We start from the raw sequence: 18,960 nt of genomic DNA on the forward strand, positions 1-18,960 counted from the left end.
TTCACCTAACCATTTGTTTTACTTTGGCGCCAATATCGTCTAAACTTAACACTTCATTGACCACACCAGACAAAATTGCCTGACGAGGCATCCCAAACACTACACTGGTTTCTTTATCTTGAGCGATTGTATAACCGCCTAAACGCTGAATCTCTCGCATACCTTCTGAGCCATCTTTCCCCATGCCCGTCAATAAAACAGCCACTAATTCTCGACGATACATTTGTGCAGCTGATTCAAACAAATAATCGACTGCAGGACGCGTCCCATGGACTTTGGCTTCTTGGTTCAGCACGATCTTTCCTTGTCTCAAAGTCATATGATAGTCTCCTGGACAAAGATAGACGCATTTTTCGATTGACATTCCATCTTGTGCTTCCTTGACAGGTGCAGCACTCTCATCATTCATTCTTTGCGCAAATGAGGTGGTGAAGCCTTTTGGCATATGCTGAACAATAAAGATCGGTACCTTTAAAGAGGCTGGCAACGCCTTACTGATCCGTAAAAGAGCTTTGGGACCACCAGTAGAAGCACCGATAACCAATGCTTGGATTCTACTTGGTAATGAACGCTCTTTTAGTACTGGGGGTTCTTCGGTTCTTTCCACTCTTTCCGTCCGTCGTACTGGTCGACGGCGCTGTGTTGGAATGTTTTTTATTTTTCCATAAAAATCTTGAATCCACTCATCCTGGATCTCCCGAATATTGATTGGTTTCTCCACAAAATCAGCAGCTCCTAAGGTGAGGGCTTCGATCGTGATATCTTTATTGGAGAGGGCACTCAGCATCACTACAGGAATGTCATAGAGACGCTTGATCTCTTTGAGTGTTTCCAACCCGTTCAAAACCGGCATTTCTACATCTAACAACACTAAATCTGGCTTGAGTGCTTCTGCCAATAACTTCAGTGCGTGCTGCCCATTTCTTGCCGTATTAGAGACATGAATATTTGGCATTCTCTCCAATAGATCTGTTACTATTTTTCTCATGAATGCAGAGTCATCTACAACCAATATATTCATTTGTCTTCTCCTTTAAATATAAACTATTTGTTGATTGACGATTTTTACCGTCGTGGTAAAATCTTCTAGATCAACGATCATTGTACGTCCTGCATTGCCGCCGACATGCTTGGCTACAATCTGAATACGCAGGTCATTCAAGACTTTTTCTACTGCTTCAATGTTTCTTTGACCGATACCAACGGATGCGCCCGCATTAAATTCAAACATACTGGCACCTCCAACGATCTTTGCTTTCAAACGAGGGCGTGGAACTTGTCGCTTCAATTCAGTCACCATTTCAGGTAGGGCAAGATCGGCAAATTTTGCAACCTTCAACTCTTGTTTTCCCGAAAACATTGTACTGTCAGGTAACATGATGTGGCTCAATCCGCCTACTTTAGTCTTTTCATCGTAGACAATTGTCCCAATACATGAACCTAGACCGACAGTAATCAATTTATTTGGTGCTTTCGCAAGTTTGTAATCAGAAATCCCAACCCTCACATCGCTGCGAATCATTCTTCCTTACCTTCTAAGTCAGAGAGTTCCTCTAGTTCAGCAAGCTCCTCAAGCTCCAAAAAGGCTTCTTTCGTCTGTTCGTTATTGAAAAGATACTCCAGTTCCAACAACATGACGACTTCCTCTTCTAACTTCAGGAATTTTTCAATGTAGCCTTTTTTGAGCAAAGATTGGACCAAGTCTTGTTCGTAATTGGTTTCCTCCATATAAGAAATACCGATAATGTCCTCGACATACAATCCTTGCGAATGATTCTCCCAGCGACATAGAATGACTTTGCTTTCTTCTTTTTGGTCAGAAAATTCTCCAAATAATTTCTTTCGTACATCGACAATCGGAATCATGTTTTCATGATATTCATAAACGCCTAAAATAAACTCCGCAACTTCAGGCAGAGCGATAAATCGATTGGCCTCGATCACACGGTCCACATTACTTACACGAATAGCAAATAACTGACCATGGCTTTTAAAAACAACGTACTGCTCCATATGCAATTTCTTCCTTTATCATTTATTCATCCTACAATTTAAATTGATCGATCTGAAATTTCAGTATCGTTGCCATTGTATTGATTTCCTGGATCTCTGCTTCAAACTTTTCAATAATGACAGACACATTTTCCAAGTTGGAACTAACTTCCTGTGTGCTCGCGGAAGTATCGGAAATAGCATTAGAAATATTATTGACGGATCGTTGAACCAACTCTTTTTCAGTCATAATACTCTTGATATGTGATTCAACAGATTGGATACTACGAACAAAGGAATCAACAACATCCATGATCTCATTGGAAGATTCAATCGCTTTGTTCAAGGTTTGTGTTTGTTTTTCGCCGTTTTCATAAGACTTGGAAACCGTTTTGACCATTTTTTCAGACTTACTGCGAATATTGTCCATAATCTTACGAATATTTTTCGTTGACTGACTACTCTGCTCCGCCAAGGTTCTAACTTCCTCTGCAACGATTGCAAATCCATGTCCGGCTTCTCCTGCACGGGCTGCTTCAATGGATGCATTTAATGCCAACAGATTGGTTTGTTCTGAAATATCGTTGATCAATTGCACGATTTGTCCAATATTTTGGATATCCTGATTCATTTCGTCCATTTCATTCACCAACTGAGATTGACCTTGACGTTCGTTCTCCCAGCGTTCAGAAACTTTGAGCATCATTTCAGAATTACGAATATTACTTTTCTGCGCTTGATCAATATAACTATCCATTTGTTGGATATCGTCATGGATCGCTTCGATACCGGCCGCCAATTCATCTGTTTGCTCGGCAGTTCTTTCTGCATCCGCTGCTTCAGTACTTGCAGCATCTGCGATTCGATCCATGTTTCCTTGAATATTCTCAACCGTTGATTGCAGATCACGAGCGGTCCTGTCTAGCTGAGTCGCCATCATGGTCATCCGACCACTTTCATCTTGCATCCCTAAAATCAATGCCTTGAAAGTATTCGTCATACTGCTGAAGCCTTCAGCCAATTGGTTGATAATAGGATTGGACGTGTGGACTTCTTGTTGATCCAATTGACGAAAATCACCTTTATTCACCTGATCGAACTGTTCTGAAAAGCGCATCAAAACAGTGTCTCGTTTCTTTTTAGCAGTTGTTGTATATATGCCTGTGATCACTAGCTCCAAAACTAAAACCACCAGAGCAAAATACGTATACCTTTGAATCAGTCCCGCATTGCCACTTGCCCTTAGTACAAATAGATAACAAGCGAATAGCACAGCTGCTGTACTAACGAATGAGATGAAAATACTTATGGGAATCCGTGAAAAAATCTGTTTTATTCTATTCATTTGTTTGCCCTTTCTTCCACCACAATAGATTTGATCTCTCATTAGACACTATCATTGACATTGGTAAATTCCCTCCTTTTGGCCAAAAATGATAGTCCTGATTTAACTATCGGATATTCTGGACAAATTTAAAGCGAGTCTTACCAAACATATACATCTTTTGGATCAGAAAATAATGAATACCCACCTGAGTAATCGTCTCGGATCAGTCTGCCTTTAGAAAGTTCCAGTACACGGTTACGAATCGAGTTCACCATCGTACTGTCATGCGTAGCAATAATTACCGAAGTTCCTGATTGATTGATATTGAGAAAAATCTTCATCATTTCTACAGCAGACTTCACATCAAGATTAGCTGTTGGTTCATCGGCTATCAATATGGATGGCTGGTTAACAATTGCTCGAGCAATGGCAATCTTCTTTTGCTGTCCGATCGATAGATCCTTTGTCAAAGTGTCTTTAACATCTAGCATGCCGACACGTTGCAAGGCATTCAAGGTCTTTTCGACTATTTGTTGCTGGTTTGTCTGAACAACTTCCAGTACAAAAGCCACATTTTGAAAGGCTGTGCATTGAGGCAAAAAGAGATCTTCTTGACTGACGATCCCGATTTTTCTCCGTAGCAAATGCAATTTAGGACTACTGATTTTTTCTACCTTTATATTGTCTACCTGTACCGATCCTTTGGTCAGCTGTTCCTCTTTGTAAAGCAGCTTTAAAAGAGTCGTTTTGCCGGAACCACTTGGCCCGGTCAAATAAACGAATTCTCCTGCCTGTATTTGAAAGGAGATATCTTTTAATGCCGGTTCTTTTTTCTTGTTGTATCTTTTTGTGGCGTTTGTGACTTTAATCATGTCTCTCACCTTTATCAATCTGTAAAACGATTCACAGTACTTAACAGTTCATCTGTACTTTGCAACACTCGGGTATTCAATGAATACGCTCTCTGGGTAGCGATCAAGTCCGTCATTGTTTTTGCTAAATTCACATTGGCATTTTCTAAAGCGGATTGTCTAATCGTACCGAAGCCTGCCATCGTTGCATTGGAATTTAAAAGATTGCTACCCTCTGCTAGACGATATACGTTCTCACCTTCTGCAATCAGTGCATCGGGATTCTCCGGCTGATACAAAACGACGCGCCCGACATCCGTTGTGGTTGCTCCATTGACGATCGAGATATTTCCTGAAGGATCGATTGCCGGTGTCCCTTGTGGCCAGTTCGCATATGGAACCGCTAGATTGACCTCCAGTGGTAAGCCGCGTTCATTGACTAAACGCCCTGTCTCATCTAGCATAAAGTTGCCGTCACGCGTCAAAAGCAGCTGACCATTTGCATCTCTGACCCCAAAGAACCCATTGCCTTGAATCGCCAAATCATACGGAGATTCGGTTTGCATAAAACTGCCTTGAGTAAAATCGACTCCTTCCTCAAAGACTGCTACGCCTCTATTGAAGCCTAAATTCGGTGTATTGGCAGGAAAGCCCACTTCTACTTGTGTGGTTGGATTATTCAACAACTCACGAAAACTTGTCTGCTTTTCTTTGTATCCCGTTGTATTGACGTTTGCAATATTGTTGGCTGTCACATCTAGGTGTTTTTGAAGACCGTTGATCCCTGAGCGACTGACATGTAGTAAACTGTTTAAATTCATCTTGTTCTCTCCCTATTAGAATCTGCCTAATTCATTGACGGCTTTGCGTAAGGTTTCATTGGTGGTACTCAATACTTTTTGGTTGGCTTCGAATTCTCTTGTTGTCTGCATCATAGCGACCATCTCGTCAGCCACGGTTGCATTGGATTGTTCCAAATAGCCAGTGTAGATCCGAGGATTTTCTACGATTTCTCCAGCTACATCACTTGAGTAATACGTATCGCCTTCACTCACCAAATTTTGAGGATTCGCAAAGAATACAACTTGAAAGTTTAGCACTTCTCCAGCAACTGCTGGCTGATTATTTTCATTTAATACAGCATAACCCTCTTGTGTCACGTACTGATTTTGATCATTCAAAGCAAAATTTCCGTTCCGTGTATAGGCTGTTTGTCCATTCGGCAACTGGATGGCGAAGTAACCGTCAGAGCCCAAAGCAAAGTCGGTAGGTCGAGACGTTTCTTCCAGCGGGCCTCGTTCGCTGTTGGTCGAAGCACCGGAGATTTCATTGCCCATCACTAGATTTCCTAAATCATTTCTACGGTTCAATTCTGGTCCAGCCTGATAGTTATGTACGGCAACCTCCTGTAAGGTTTGTTGAAACAATTGTTTCGATTGGAAACCAGGTGTTTGGACATTTGCCATATTGCTACTGATGTTTTCCTGTCTTTTTTGTAATAGTTCAAAATTTCTGGATAGTGTATCAAATGCTCGAATCATGCCATTTCCTCCTGAATAAGCTGCTTTAGGTTACTGATCGTTTTTCCATGTATTTGAGAAACTCTGGCGATCGAAATCTCCAGCACTTCCGCAATTTCTCGCAAGGTCAATTCTTCTTTATAGTACAAACTCAACAGTAATTGTTCTCGTTCTGTCAGTTTTTTCAATGCTGTGTTCAACGCTGCTGTATGTTCTTCTTCTAATAACGTTTCTTCTGCAGATTTGGCAGAAACATCTTGGATCGTATATTTTAACTCGATCCCTTCATCTTTCTGATTGAAAAGAGTGTCTTCAAGGGAGATGCTTGCCAAGTAATGGATACTGTCGAAAATATCAGCTAGCTGTCCCATCGAGATACCCATCTCTGCACAAATCTCTGTCTCAGTCACTTCTCGCTTTATCTCCTGCTCTAGCTTTTGCTTGGCTTGATAATACGCATTGACATGAGCCATTTTATAACGAGAGAGCTTGGCGTTTTTTCGAACTTCGTCAATGATTGCTCCACGAATCCGAATCACCGCATAGCTTTCAAAGGGAACTTTCTTCGTCACATCGAATTTGTGTAACGCGTCCATCAAACCGATCACACCGATATTAAAGAGATCGCCTCTTTCATATTCCTGGCTCTTGATCCCTATGCGATTTACAACACGGTCAACCAAAGGCAAGTATTTGATGATCTCTTCTTCCCTGTTTACTTCGTACATCCAAGCTCTCCTCCTCTCTAAAATTCTAAACTTCCTACCGTCTCAATCATCATTTCGTTGGGAATCTCATTTAAAGACAAGACCGCGATATCTGGAAAATTGAATGAGATCAACTTTCTAAAGGCCAAACGAATTTTAGGTGATGCCAAAATGACATGTGGTACATTCTCCATCAATAAATGCTGTTGGATATTTCCTAAGCCTTCCAAAATTTGATTAACGGTTTCTGGTTTAAGTACCGGATACGATCCTGTCGCTGTTTTTTGAATACTTTGCAGAATCGTTTCTTCGACTTTTGGATGAATCACTACCACATTGATCGAATGATCGGCTCCTGCATACTTGGCAGAAATCGTTCGTTTCAATGACTGACGAACATATTCGGTCAAGGTCTCGATATCCTTGGTTACCATGCCGTAATCTGCCAGTGTTTCCAAAATAGACGCTAAGTCATTGATCGGGATTTGTTCATCCAAAAGATTTTGCAATACTTTTTGAACTTCTCCCAAACGCATGATTTCTGGAATCAGTTCATCGATGACCACATTGTACTGATCCTTGATCCCTTCAAGAAGTTTTTTCACTTCTTGACGGCCCAATAGTTCAGACGCGTGGCTATAGATGATTTCCTTCAGATGCGTCGCAATCACTGTCAGTGGCTCAATGATCGTGAAGCCCTGTAGATCGGCGGCATCCTTGTCTTTTTCATCGATCCACATCGCGTCCAGGTTAAAGGCGGGCTCTTTAGTCAATTGCCCTTGGAACGGAAAGGCTTCGCCTTGACTGATGATCATAAATTTATTGGGATAGATCTCTCCGCTCCCTACTTCATTACCACGGATCTTGATCGAGTAATTGTTTGGTTCAAGATATAAATTGTCACGAATTCTTACTGGATTGACTAAAATTCCCAACTCATGCGCACTTTGTTTACGAATCGCTACGATTCGATTCATTAAGCTGTTATCTACCGTGCTATCGATCATTGGAATCAGTGCATACCCAATTTCGATCGAGATTGGTTCCACCTGGAAGGCTGCCACAGATTCTTCTTCCTCTTGCTGCTCTTTCTTGCGCTGCAGGGCAAGCGTCTGTGCTTGTTTCTTTTGTTCAATGATCGCCTGTTCTTCTTTTTGTTTGATAAACATGCTGATACCGAACAAAGCCAGTCCCATCAGAGCAAAGGGTAGAAATGGAAATCCAGGAACGATTCCCAATACGAACAAAATCGCTCCAATGATCCGGAACAAGGCCGGATTTCGTGTAAAATCAGTCGCCAGGTCCATCCCGAAGGACAAGGAATTATCCGAACGGGTCACGATCACCCCGGAAGCTACCGAAATCAACAAGGACGGAATCGAACTGACCAAACCATCACCGATTGACAATTTCCCAAATTGAGAAAAAGCTTCACCGATCGAGAGTTGACCATTGACGGAGAAGATCACTGCCCCACCGATCAAATTGATGATCGTGATAATGATTCCAGCGATCGCATCTCCTTTGACGAATTTACTGGCACCGTCCATTGAACCAAAGAAGTCGGCTTCTCGTTGCAAATCTTTTCGACGCTGACGTGCTTGGTCTTCAGTGATCAGACCGGCATTCAGATCCGAATCGATCGCCATTTGTTTACCAGGCATCGCATCTAAGGTGAAACGTGCGGACACTTCAGAAACACGTCCCGCACCATTGGCCACAACCACTAGCTGTACGATCATAATGATAATAAACAAGATGACCCCGACGATATAATTATTCCCCGCCACAACATTGGCAAAGGCATCAATCACCTGTCCAGCACCGCCTTCAGTCAGAATCAAGCGAGTAGACGAAAGGTTCAAGCCCAGACGAAACATCGTAGTGATCAGTAAAACTGTTGGAAAAGTGGCAAATTCCAAAACATTCTTCGTAAACAAGGTGATCAATAAGATATTCAGCCCGATCGTTAAATTCACAATAATCAAGAAATCCAAAACAGCTGCGGGCAAAGGAACAATGATCAGTCCAATAATACCTACTACTAAAAAGGAAATGGCTATGTCAGCAAAGCCGATAGATTTCGTTTTATTGCCATTTGCTACTTCATTCATTCCTACTCCTACTTTCTAGCGTGTTACACTTTTCCTTTGTTTGATTCTTCCAACTGATAAACCAATGCAATGATTTCTGCCACTGCTTCGTACCATTCGATCGGAATGACATCGCCCGCTTCAACCAGTGGATACAAAGCTCTGGCAACCGGTCGATTTTCGATCATCGGGATGCCTTGTTCTCTGGCTTCTTCCTTCATCCGTTGCGCCAAGTCATCTGCTCCTTTAGCTAAGACGATCGGCACTTCATCTTCTTTCGGATCGTATCTCAATGCGATTGCATAGTGAGTCGGATTGGTGACCAGTACCGTCGCATCTTTGACGTTGGCGATCGTGTTGCGGACCATCGCCTGATACTTCGCTTTACGCTGAGATTTGACTTGAGGATCTCCCTCCATCTGCTTGAATTCTTCTTTGACTTCCTGCTTGGTCATTCGCAGGTTCTTTCGATGAGAATAACGTTGGAAAATATAATCCAATATTGCTAAGACAACTAAAATAATGGCAATTTGAATCGCTAAGTCTCTAACAAAAGTCAGTAAGAATTGCAGTGGTTTTTCTGTGCCTACCGTGCTGAGATTCATGATCTCTGGCAATGCGTCTCTGATTTTTCCAAAGCATAGATACAAAACAACGATAAATTTCATCAATGTCTTAAACAAATTCATCCATGTTTGTTTACCGAATAAATTTTTAAAGCCTTGCAGAGGATTTAATTTTTTGAAGTCTGGTTTGATTGCTTTCTTTGAAAAAAGCAAACCGACCTGGACAACATTTCCTAAAATCCCTATCACCAGTGTGATTGCAAAAAAAGGCAGACAGGCGAGGACAAACACAATAATTGCCTGTATCGCCAGTTTAGGTAGATCCGTCAATAGTCTTTCATAACTATGTACGTGTTGAATCGAGGTAATCAGATAAGGGGTCAGCTGCTTCATGATATAGGTCCATAAAGGGACGATCAGTCCAGCAAAGGCTAATAATGAGATCGAAGAAGAGATATCCGGACTCTTCGCTACTTCCCCACGCTCTCTCGCGTCTCTTAGACGCTTGGGGGTGGGTTGTTCTGTCTTATCATCTTTTGCCATTTTGCCTCACCTCACAGATTAAACGATTCAAGAAACTCTTGTAAAAATAATAACGCCTGAGGAAGTTTCTTCCCTAAGTAACTGACTGTATTTGGTAACACCATCAAAAAAATGACAAAGCTGACCATATTTTTGAACGGCATCCCTAGCATCAACACATTGATACTGGGTACTACTCTTGAAATAACTCCCAAAACGACATCGATCACCAGTACAGCAACGATTAGTGGCGCACCAAGATTCAAAGCCATTTCAAATGTTCCCACAAACAATTGAACGATACCATCAACTGTCGTTCCTTCGATCGGGAATGCCCCCAGAGGAATCAGTCGGAAAGAGGTGACCACACCATTGATCAAATGATGGTGTAGATCTAAGACAAAGACGATTGCCAGTGACATCCAATAATACGCTTTTCCATATTGAGAAGACATGATCTGAAAATTGGGATCAAAGGCCTGCCCCATAGAAAAACCTACTTGGAAATCAACTAGCTGACCAGCCATCTCGACGCCGGTAAACACTAGCTGTGTGAGATAGCCCATCGTCAGTCCTAAAAGAACTTCCTTCACACTGATCAATCCAAAGATAAAAAGAGGGTAGACTGTCTCTGTCACTTCCACATAAGGCCAGGATCCGATAAGCAGGCTACCTGCTAAAACTGCCTTTGCCATCATCGGTACACCCCTGTGAGAAAAAACAGGACAAACTACCATAAAAGAAAGAATTCGTATAAAGACCAAGATCATCGGTTGAATTTCTGTCATTGTTTTTCCTCACAAAGAAGCAATGATTTTAAAAATCGATTGCGTAAATTGTAACAGTGTATTCAACATGAAATTACCGGCTATCATCAATGTAATAAAAATTGCTAATAACTTGGGAACAAAGCTCAACGTTTGCTCTTGAATCTGCGTGGTTGCCTGGAAAATACTAATGATCAAACCTACGACCATTGCGACGATCACGACTGGACCGGCGACCATGATGATTTTCATAAAGGCTTCCCGCATGACATCTAATACTAGCTGAACAGACATGTTTTCCCTACTTTCTAATAAAAACTCTTGATCAGTGATTCAACGACCAAATACCAGCCGTCCACTAAGACAAACAACAAGATCTTAAAGGGCAGCGAGATCATCACTGGAGACAACATGAACATCCCCATCGACATCAGAATACTGGCGACAGCCATATCGATAATCAAAAACGGAATGAAGATCAAGAACCCTATGCTAAAAGCAATACGCAGTTCACTAATGATAAATGCAGGAGTCAGGATCGTCATTGGCAACTCTTCGTAGGAAGCATACTGACCTCTAGCATCCGCCAGATCAACGAACAACTCGACATCCTTGTCACGAGTCTGCTCGTACATGAATTCTTTGATCAAAATCTCAGAACGATCAAAGACCTCTTCCTGAGTAATCTCTTCATTTTGAAAAGGTTGGATCGCCTGATCATTGATCGCCATATAGACAGGTCGCATGACGAAAAAGGTCAGGAACAAAGCCAGCCCGATCATGACTTGATTGGGTGGATTTTGTTGGGTGCCTAATGCATTTCGGACAAAAGACAAGACCATGATGATCCGTGTAAACGAGGTAGTCATCACCAAAAGAATCGGAATGATCGACAGCAATGTCATCAAAATGAACGTATTCAATGTTGTGTCAGACGAACCTGAATTAGAAAGTAGACCGTTGATCGTTGTCGTGATTTCTTCGGTATCCAATGCATAGACTCTCGTGGGAAAACTAAAGATACCTGCAGCAATGCTTGCAAACATCAGCCATAAACTAGTTTTCTTTTTCATGAGATGATTTCCTCTTTCTTTTAGCCAACTGTTCTTTCTGTTTTTGAATCAATTGAGAAAATTGTTTAGGGACGATTTCCTGTTCGAACTGCGGTGAGGAGAGATATTTTTCAACTTCCTCTTCAGTCAGCTCTTTCATGATCTGATTGTTTTGCTCAGACAAGCTCATGACATAATAGCTATCCAAGATCTTCACAATGCCGATTCCGGAAGTTTTGCTTACAGAAATTCGTTCTAATACCTGTAATGTTTTGCCTCCTTGTTGAAGCGTCCGATTATTTAGATATCGTAATAACTGATTGGCTCCATAAAGTAGCACAAACAAGAAGACGATCATTTTTACGAGTAGAGATAGTAACTCCATATGAACTCCTTTTTACTGAATCACAGAATCTGTAATAAATACGTCCTGAATGATTTCCTTACCATAGTCTGCATTGATTGTGTCCGTCAATTCTTTCTTCCATTCAATAAATCCTTCTGGTGCTTCCAAAATGTCAGATCCCTTTTTTTGACGTAAAAGATTGACTACACTGTCACGTACGAGTGCTACATTTTTTTCGACTTCTTCGCTGTCTTTCTTACTGTCTACAAGTAGAGAAAGAGTCACTCGAATATATTGTTGTGTATTGCCGTCTTTCGCTAAATTGACAACAAATTCTTCTAAAGGAATGATCTCTTGGCTTTCATCAATTTTTGCTTGACCAGAATCTGTCTGCGGCGCTACTTCCACTGTAGGAGGCGGCAGGATAAATTTACTGGTGATGATCGTGCCGATCACGCTTCCCACAACTGCCAAAACAAGAATCAGTGGCAGCACAAGGCTGATACTGATCTCCTTCTTTTCTTTCTTGATTGCTTTTTCTTGCGAAGTTTTTCCTTTTTTATTTTGGTTTTCCATCCTGATTCACCTCCTAAATCTCTTCATTCTTTCCCACGATTGGCTGTGTGATCTGTCTTCGATACTCAACAATTCGTTGTACGACGGATTCAACAGACTCCTGAACGATCACTGTCTTCCCATCTACTAATGTGATGTAAGTATCTGAATTTTCTTCCAATCGATAAATCAAATCTGGATTCAAATAAAAATCTTTACCATTTAATGCTGTTACCAGAATCATCTGAGTATCTCCTCACTAGTTAAATTTTAAGTGGCTTAACGTTTTAGATTGATCAGTTCCTGCAGCATTTCATCTGAAGTCGTGATACTTCTAGAGTTTGCTTGATAAGCACGGCTAGCAACGATCATTTCTGTAAATTCGTTCGCCAAATCCACATTAGACATTTCGATACTTCCTGAAACTAACATTCCCGCACCGTTTTCACCGCTGCCGCCGATGATTGGATCTCCTGTATTGTCTGTGCGATCATAGTTGTTGCCGCCTTGTTTTTCCAGACCGTCTGGGTTATTAAAGGTTGCGACAGCAACTTTACCAAGTACATAGTTAGCATTGCCATATTTAGCTGTAACGATCCCGTTACGGTCGATAGCCATGGATTGGTAAGTTTGTTCATTTCCATCATCATCCAATATAGGTTCACCAGCTGCATTTTCAAGTCTGGATGGTACAGATAGATCATGTAATGGTGTGGGGAAATTTTCCAGAAGACTCATATCTCCATCTTCCGGAGTAGCTCCCAATTGACGTCCTTGAACCTTCATTCCTGCACTATTAACAATTGTTCCGTCTGAATCACGGGTAAAAATACCATCTCTTGTATACAAATTTTTATCCGAACCGTCCTTAACGATAAAGTAGCCTGGTCCGTCCAAGTAAAAGTCTAGGTCACGCCCGGTAGCTTGTCTTGCACCTGTTGTATGGATCGTATCGATTGAACCAATTTGAACCCCTAAACCTACTTGGCGTGGGTTAGTTCCTCCTAAATCATTGGCTGGTCTAGCTGCTGGTGCTGTAGTTTGACTCATGACATCTTGGAACATGACGCGGCTTGCTTTGAAGCCGACTGTATTGACATTGGCAATATTATTTGACACCACGTCCATTTTTGTTTGTAGATTTTTCATTCCGCTAACGCCTGTATAAAGTGATCGTAACATGCTTGATTTCCTCCTAAATTTTCCTGTTTATATTTAATTTTTACTTTAACTACTCGCCAATTTCCTGAATGCCACTCATGTAATACTCTTCGCCGCCGACAACGATCGTTGCATAGCCGTCAACAAAGCGGACCTTTTCAACCTTACCCGTAATGTCTTCTTCGCCATCTCTGACAGTGACTTCACGTCCCAACAATTCAAATGCCTGTTGCTGCTGAGACATCCGGACGGATTGGGTCAATCCCTCACCGATCTCCTGAATTTGCTGTAAAGTCGTGAATTGCACAAATTGTCCAATGTAATCTGTTCCGGCATTGCCTCCGGATTCGCCGCTTCCTGCCATCACCGTTGGGTTACTCATCGAAGCTGCTAAAATCTTTAAGAAATCGTCCATCGAAATATCTGACGGATTCTTCTTTTGATGGATATTGCTGGCGGCCATTGGGTTAAGACCGTTGATTTGATCTGGCATATTTTCTCCTCCTTCTATTTTCTACTCGTTTAAGCCAAAATACTGATCTGACTTTCTATTTCTTTTTCAGTGGGTTGTTCTTCTAGAATTTGTTTGCTGTATTTGCCTGATGTTCGCTGTTGCTGCTGCATGTGTCGTTGTTCCTGACTAAAGCCTTCCTGAAACGAGCCTGAGAAATTCATTTGATTCTCTCCAGCAGATACATTCGCAGGGGTTTCGGTTTTCATTACTGAAAACACCGGTACATTTTCCTGCTTCTGTAAAATCTTATCCAAGCTAGTCGTCAGTGACTCAAACATTTTTTTCGTTTGCTCTGACTGAACCGTCAATTCTAGCGAAACAGCTCCCGGCGTCACCTTCATTTTGACTTGAACTTTCCCAAGCTGTTCCGGGTCCAAATCAAAGGTGATGATCTTTTCATTGGGTCGAACCATAGTTTGCAGCTCTTCTCGAATGGGCTGCGCCATCGTTTCGACTGTTTTTTCGATTGCGGATGTGTTTCCCTGTGTTAATTTCTGGACATCGACTGTTAAAGGAATAGCTTCCTTAGTCGCTGCCAACTGGACACTTGGGTCTATTGGCATTGATTGACTGTCTGAACGTTGGATGGTTTCACTTCCTTCGTTTACTTGGACAGACTCACTTGCCGAAATCCTTCTATCCGGCTCACTCACTTTTGCTTCTGACAGCTCTTTGTCCGAAGGCGAAACAGCCGTTTTTGTGCCATCCTCTGGAACAATTCGCCCAGATTCAATACTTGATCCGGATAGTTCCATCGTAGGCTTCGATACTTGTTCGTTCGAAGGTTTGCTTGTCTGCTTCCCTTCATTTTTAGGAAGGACCGTTGCCGGTTCTTCAATTGAAGAATGTGCGGTCGCCTCATGTGGTCCGATTTCCTGTTTAAGAGCTCCCGAAGTAAGGCTTTCATGCTGACTTTCTTTGATCTCTCCGGCAAAAGCTGGGTGATTTGAAAGTTCCTGTGAGCTCAAGTTTTTGTTCTTCTCTATCCCTTCAGGTAGCTTCGAAAGTTCCTTCTCATTCTTCTCTGTCCCCTCAGATAGCAATGGTTTTTCTGAAACTTCTGCTGTCTGTCCCAGTAGCATTGTCGGAATCCAGTCAGCTGAAGTCATGTTCTTCGGCTCGTATTTCTCTTCGGGGATTTCATCCATCGTTGCGGGATCATTCTTTAAAGATTCTTCCGATTCTGTATATGTAGGAGAAGGCAGGGTAGCATGCGATTCTTCTACGTCATCTGTAGATTCTTCAAGTTCTGTCTCTTGTGGGATTCCAGTGGCAGACATTTCTTGCTTTGGTTGAAAACTCTGGAAAAGTTGTTGAAACATCTCTCCGTCTACAGGTGAGAATGCTGCTTCTGTACCCAGCATATTTTTACCAGTCACTTGTTGAATTCGTTCCATGGACCCTGTCCTTTCTGTTAGCTGATTCTTTTTCTATTTGCCATTTCATCTAGCATCTTTTGTTCTTCTCGATTCATGGCTAACTGGTGCTCTGCCAGTTGTTTCTCGGAAAGCTTTTCTAAAATCTTACGTTCTTTTTGTGCTTCGATATACGTTTGCAGTTTAGACTCAACAAAAGAGGTCATCTCGGCGATCGTCTGAGCGGTCGTCAACAGCTTTTGATTCAAGTCCAACAAATACCATTGTTGAATCTGCATGCGATTAACGGTATGTTCACGAACATCCATCAACGCATTTTTTTCCTGAGAAATCTGCTGAAAAAGATCCTCTTGCTCATTTAGTGCTTGCTGCGCCGAAGCGTATGCCCTTTTGGCTTCTTGTTCTTGTATCCAACGATAATCCAATATTTTTTCTAAAGAAAACTGAAACTTCCCCACTAACTATTCCTCGCTTCCACTAACTTCTGATTGTTGCTACATCGCTGAACAAAGAATGCAGTTTCATCACGGTCTGTTCATAGTCCGACGGTTCTTCTACTTGTTGTCTCAAAAATGCATTAATCGGCTGATGCAAAGAGATTGCATAATCAACCACCGGATTGCTGCCCTTCTTATAGGCACCGATATCGATCAAATCCTTGGCTTCAGTATAAGCTGCCATATTTTCTTTTAATTCTCCTGCATGTTTGTGATGCTCAGGAGCAACCAAAGTCTTCATCAGACGACTCAAACTGTTCTGAATATCGATGGCAGGATAATGATTTTGTGAAGCGATCTTACGTGACAGTAAAATGTGTCCATCCAAGATTCCACGTACCGCATCGGCGATTGGTTCGTTCATATCGTCACCTTCTACCAAAACCGTGTAAAAAGCCGTAATCGAGCCTTTATCGGACATTCCGCTTCGCTCTAACAGCTTGGGCAGTGAAGTGAATACTGACGGTGTGTAGCCTTTAGTTGTCGGCGGTTCGCCGATAGACAAACCGATTTCTCGTTGCGCCATCGCAAATCGGGTGACAGAATCCATCATCAATACAACTTTTTTCCCTTGATCTCGGAAATACTCGGCAATTGCTGTAGCCACATGAGCGCCTTTTAAACGAACCAGAGGCGGTGAATCTGAGGTAGCACAAACGACGACAGATTTTTTATACCCTTCTGCTCCTAAATCATTTTCGATGAATTCTTTGACTTCGCGACCACGTTCTCCAATCAATCCGATCACAATCACATCTGCGTCACAATATCTCGCCAACATGCCCAGTAAGGTACTTTTACCCACACCACTTCCGGCAAAGATTCCCAGACGTTGGCCTTCTCCTACGGTCATCAGCCCATCGATCGCCCGTACACCGGTACTCATAACTTCTGCGATTTTTTTTCGTTTGAAAGGATCTGGTGAATCATTCAACACCTCATACTCCGGACTATCTTCTTCAAGTACTAACCCATCGATTGGTCGACCCAACCCATCCAAGGTATGACCAAGGACGTCATCATTTACTTTAACTGTCAAGGTCTTACCCGTCGCTTTCACCAGACAGCCTGGTCCAATTCCTTCCAGTTCATCCAGCGGCATCAGTAAAACGGTTTGTTTGACAAAACCAACAACTTCACACAGAGCGATCTTACTGCTATTGCGAATCGTGATTTCACAGATTTCTCCAACGAATACGTCCAAACCTTCTACTTTGATGATTAGTCCGACAACTTCACTTACTTTGCCAAAAATAGAGAAGAACGAATGCTTTTTAGTTCTTTTCAAATAGTGATCGATAGGCAAGCTCAACGCCATCTTTGTCTCAGTCCTTTGCTAGTTGTTGTAAAAACCGGTGCAATTCTTCTTCCAAGTCGAAGGTTGCCAAAGCTTCCTCAGATTCAACAGTCAGGTTGTAGGGATCCATTGTGGCATCCTTTAAGACCAAATACCGCATCGAAGGCATTTCTTGTTTTTTTGTCTCCATTTTTTCAACCAACAGATCATGGTACTTCTCATTCGCTCGAACCACAAGCAACTGCTCTGGTTTTTCAAGTTTCAACAAAATGGGCTCAATAATATTCAAGATCGTTGCATCATCAAAATCCAATTGTGTCCGAATCAGCTCTTGAGCCATTTGCACACTGAATTGAAGCAATTCTTGTTGCTTTTCCTGAAGATAAACTTTTTTCATTTCCATGGCTTCTCGCAAAGAATCTTTTGCTTGGATCAAGATATTTTCGGTCTCTTCAGATGCTTTTTCTGTCCCGAAAGCGTGTCCTTCACTGTAACCTTTTTGATAGCCTTCTTGATGGCCCTGTTGTTGTCCTTCTTGCAGTCCGCGCTCATGAGCCTCTGCTTTGATTCGTGTAGCCTCTTCTTGGGCTTCTTGAAGTAGCTGCTGTTTTTGTTTTTCTATTTTTTGCCACTCGTTCTCAATTTTTAAGCGTTGTTGCTCTTGTAACCCTCTAACTGAGTTTCTTTCATCGATTTGGATCTTCTTCTCTTTTTTTACAGGAGCAATCGGTAGTTTAGTCACGATCGATTTCGCTGTGCTGCTCTTTCCTACGTTTGATTCTTTTAGTAAGGAACTATTTGACCACTGCATCTTGCTCGCCTCTTCCAATGTAAATCTCACCTGCTTCGTCCAATCTTCTAATAACTGCTACAATATTTTGCTGTGCTTCTTCTATTGCAGAGAGTCGAGTAGGTCCCATAAACTGAATCTCTTCTTTGATGTTTTCGACCGCACGATTTGATAAGTTGCCAAAGATAAACTCGCGAATATCTTCGGTTGTTCCTTTCAGTGCTAACACCAGCATATTGTTGTCCACATCTCGTAGTACTTTTTGAACATCCAAACGATCCAAACCAATAATATCTTCGAAAGTAAACAGGCTTGCTTTGACCTCGTTTGACAAATCTGGTTGTCGTTTTTCCAAATCGTTCAAAATGTTCTTCTCCGTACCACGACTAGCGGAGTTCAAGATTTCAACCAGTGTATCCACACCACCCACATTCACTGTGCTGTTCTCCACGTGATTAGAGAAAATTCCTTCAATCACTTTTTCGATTCTTTGGATAATGGATGGTGATGTATTTGAGATCATCCCCACTCTTTCAGCGATTTCTACCTGTAATTTATCAGGAAATTCAGAGAGTACCGTTGCTGCTTTCTCTGGTTGCATGTAACACAAGAGTAAAGCGATCGTCTGCGGATGCTCGTTCAGCAACAAATTGGTCAGCTGTTGTGTATCTGCCTTACGTATACTGTTAAACGGTCTCTCTCTCAATTGGATTTGTGTAAGTACATCAAGGACATCTTTGGCTCTTTGTGGGCCAAGAGCTTGATGCAGAAGATCTCTCGCATAATCGATACCGCCATCAAGAACATACTGTCTAGCACTGGATGTCTCAACAAGCTCTTCCAAAACTTGCTCTCTTTGTTCAGGCGTTACCATGTCCGTATTGGCAATCTCATAGCTGACTTTGCGTATCAAGTCTTCAGGCAATAACTTCATCACTTTGGAGGAGGTTTCTGATCCAAGTGAAATCAGCAGGACTGCTGCTTTTTTTACGCCTTCCATGGTCGTCATGTTTGTTTTTCCCTCCAC

General features: G+C 42.0%; 23 protein-coding genes. All 23 read right to left on the reverse strand.

The window, feature by feature from the left end; genetic code table 11:
- Window position 1: 1 nt before the first annotated feature.
- The gene (locus tag ACWODM_RS04385) at window positions 2–1,021 is read right to left on the reverse strand and encodes a protein-glutamate methylesterase/protein-glutamine glutaminase (RefSeq protein WP_455320160.1); all 1,020 of its coding nucleotides are present in this window, start codon (window positions 1,019–1,021) and stop codon (window positions 2–4) included.
- Between the two features lie 12 nt (window positions 1,022–1,033).
- A complete protein-coding gene (locus ACWODM_RS04390) occupies window positions 1,034–1,522 on the reverse strand; it encodes a chemotaxis protein CheD (RefSeq protein WP_455320161.1) in 489 nt (162 codons plus the stop codon).
- Window positions 1,519–2,013: a chemotaxis protein CheW gene (locus ACWODM_RS04395; RefSeq protein WP_455320162.1), complete on the reverse strand. Its 495-nt coding sequence runs from the start codon at window positions 2,011–2,013 to the stop codon at window positions 1,519–1,521. The genes ACWODM_RS04390 and ACWODM_RS04395 overlap by 4 nt, the downstream gene beginning before the upstream one ends.
- A 31-nt stretch (window positions 2,014–2,044) precedes the next feature.
- Entirely contained in the window at window positions 2,045–3,337 is a 1,293-nt protein-coding gene (locus tag ACWODM_RS04400; protein WP_455320163.1) for a methyl-accepting chemotaxis protein, read from the reverse strand.
- Between the two features lie 140 nt (window positions 3,338–3,477).
- Window positions 3,478–4,191: a cell division ATP-binding protein FtsE gene (locus ACWODM_RS04405; RefSeq protein ID WP_455320164.1), complete on the reverse strand. Its 714-nt coding sequence runs from the start codon at window positions 4,189–4,191 to the stop codon at window positions 3,478–3,480.
- A gap of 14 nt (window positions 4,192–4,205) precedes the next feature.
- Window positions 4,206–4,991, reverse strand: coding sequence for a flagellar hook-basal body protein (locus ACWODM_RS04410; RefSeq protein ID WP_455320165.1), 786 nt, complete (start codon window positions 4,989–4,991; stop codon window positions 4,206–4,208).
- 15 nt (window positions 4,992–5,006) lie between these two features.
- Complete coding sequence (locus ACWODM_RS04415) at window positions 5,007–5,711, reverse strand: flagellar hook-basal body protein (protein WP_455320166.1); 705 nt, start codon at window positions 5,709–5,711, stop codon at window positions 5,007–5,009.
- Window positions 5,708–6,418: a sigma-70 family RNA polymerase sigma factor gene (locus ACWODM_RS04420; RefSeq protein WP_455320167.1), complete on the reverse strand. Its 711-nt coding sequence runs from the start codon at window positions 6,416–6,418 to the stop codon at window positions 5,708–5,710. Before ACWODM_RS04420 ends, ACWODM_RS04415 begins: the two co-directional genes overlap by 4 nt.
- Before the next feature lie 17 nt (window positions 6,419–6,435).
- A complete protein-coding gene (gene flhA, locus ACWODM_RS04425) occupies window positions 6,436–8,511 on the reverse strand; it encodes a flagellar biosynthesis protein FlhA (protein ID WP_455320168.1) in 2,076 nt (691 codons plus the stop codon).
- Between the two features lie 23 nt (window positions 8,512–8,534).
- Window positions 8,535–9,599: a flagellar biosynthesis protein FlhB gene (flhB, locus tag ACWODM_RS04430; RefSeq protein WP_455320169.1), complete on the reverse strand. Its 1,065-nt coding sequence runs from the start codon at window positions 9,597–9,599 to the stop codon at window positions 8,535–8,537.
- Between the two features lie 11 nt (window positions 9,600–9,610).
- A complete protein-coding gene (gene fliR, locus ACWODM_RS04435) occupies window positions 9,611–10,366 on the reverse strand; it encodes a flagellar biosynthetic protein FliR (RefSeq protein ID WP_455320170.1) in 756 nt (251 codons plus the stop codon).
- Between the two features lie 9 nt (window positions 10,367–10,375).
- A complete protein-coding gene (fliQ, locus tag ACWODM_RS04440) occupies window positions 10,376–10,639 on the reverse strand; it encodes a flagellar biosynthesis protein FliQ (protein WP_455320171.1) in 264 nt (87 codons plus the stop codon).
- Window positions 10,640–10,653: 14 nt separating this feature from the next.
- On the reverse strand, window positions 10,654–11,418 hold the full coding sequence (fliP, locus tag ACWODM_RS04445) for a flagellar type III secretion system pore protein FliP (protein ID WP_455320172.1): 765 nt from the start codon (window positions 11,416–11,418) through the stop codon (window positions 10,654–10,656).
- Window positions 11,402–11,782 (reverse strand): flagellar biosynthetic protein FliO, encoded by a 381-nt coding sequence (locus ACWODM_RS04450; RefSeq protein WP_455320173.1) that lies wholly within the window; start codon window positions 11,780–11,782, stop codon window positions 11,402–11,404. The genes fliP and ACWODM_RS04450 overlap by 17 nt, the downstream gene beginning before the upstream one ends.
- Before the next feature lie 12 nt (window positions 11,783–11,794).
- Complete coding sequence (locus tag ACWODM_RS04455; RefSeq protein ID WP_455320174.1) at window positions 11,795–12,319, reverse strand: flagellar basal body-associated FliL family protein; 525 nt, start codon at window positions 12,317–12,319, stop codon at window positions 11,795–11,797.
- Between the two features lie 13 nt (window positions 12,320–12,332).
- Window positions 12,333–12,542: a flagellar FlbD family protein gene (locus ACWODM_RS04460; RefSeq protein ID WP_455320175.1), complete on the reverse strand. Its 210-nt coding sequence runs from the start codon at window positions 12,540–12,542 to the stop codon at window positions 12,333–12,335.
- 35 nt (window positions 12,543–12,577) lie between these two features.
- Window positions 12,578–13,480, reverse strand: coding sequence for a flagellar hook-basal body complex protein (locus tag ACWODM_RS04465; RefSeq protein WP_455320176.1), 903 nt, complete (start codon window positions 13,478–13,480; stop codon window positions 12,578–12,580).
- Window positions 13,481–13,529: 49 nt separating this feature from the next.
- Window positions 13,530–13,952 (reverse strand): flagellar basal body rod modification protein, encoded by a 423-nt coding sequence (locus ACWODM_RS04470; protein ID WP_455320177.1) that lies wholly within the window; start codon window positions 13,950–13,952, stop codon window positions 13,530–13,532.
- 29 nt (window positions 13,953–13,981) lie between these two features.
- A complete protein-coding gene (locus tag ACWODM_RS04475) occupies window positions 13,982–15,370 on the reverse strand; it encodes a flagellar hook-length control protein FliK (protein ID WP_455320178.1) in 1,389 nt (462 codons plus the stop codon).
- A 17-nt stretch (window positions 15,371–15,387) separates the two neighbouring features.
- Window positions 15,388–15,807, reverse strand: coding sequence for a flagellar export protein FliJ (fliJ, locus tag ACWODM_RS04480; protein ID WP_455320179.1), 420 nt, complete (start codon window positions 15,805–15,807; stop codon window positions 15,388–15,390).
- A 19-nt stretch (window positions 15,808–15,826) separates the two neighbouring features.
- Entirely contained in the window at window positions 15,827–17,164 is a 1,338-nt protein-coding gene (gene fliI, locus ACWODM_RS04485) for a flagellar protein export ATPase FliI (RefSeq protein ID WP_455320180.1), read from the reverse strand.
- Window positions 17,165–17,171: 7 nt separating this feature from the next.
- Window positions 17,172–17,954 (reverse strand): FliH/SctL family protein, encoded by a 783-nt coding sequence (locus tag ACWODM_RS04490; RefSeq protein ID WP_455320181.1) that lies wholly within the window; start codon window positions 17,952–17,954, stop codon window positions 17,172–17,174.
- Window positions 17,938–18,942, reverse strand: a complete 1,005-nt coding sequence (gene fliG / locus ACWODM_RS04495) for a flagellar motor switch protein FliG (protein ID WP_455320182.1) — start codon at window positions 18,940–18,942, stop codon at window positions 17,938–17,940. The genes ACWODM_RS04490 and fliG overlap by 17 nt, the downstream gene beginning before the upstream one ends.
- Between the last annotated feature and the right edge of the window lie 18 nt (window positions 18,943–18,960).

The sequence above is a fragment of the Enterococcus olivae genome (assembly GCF_053760925.1).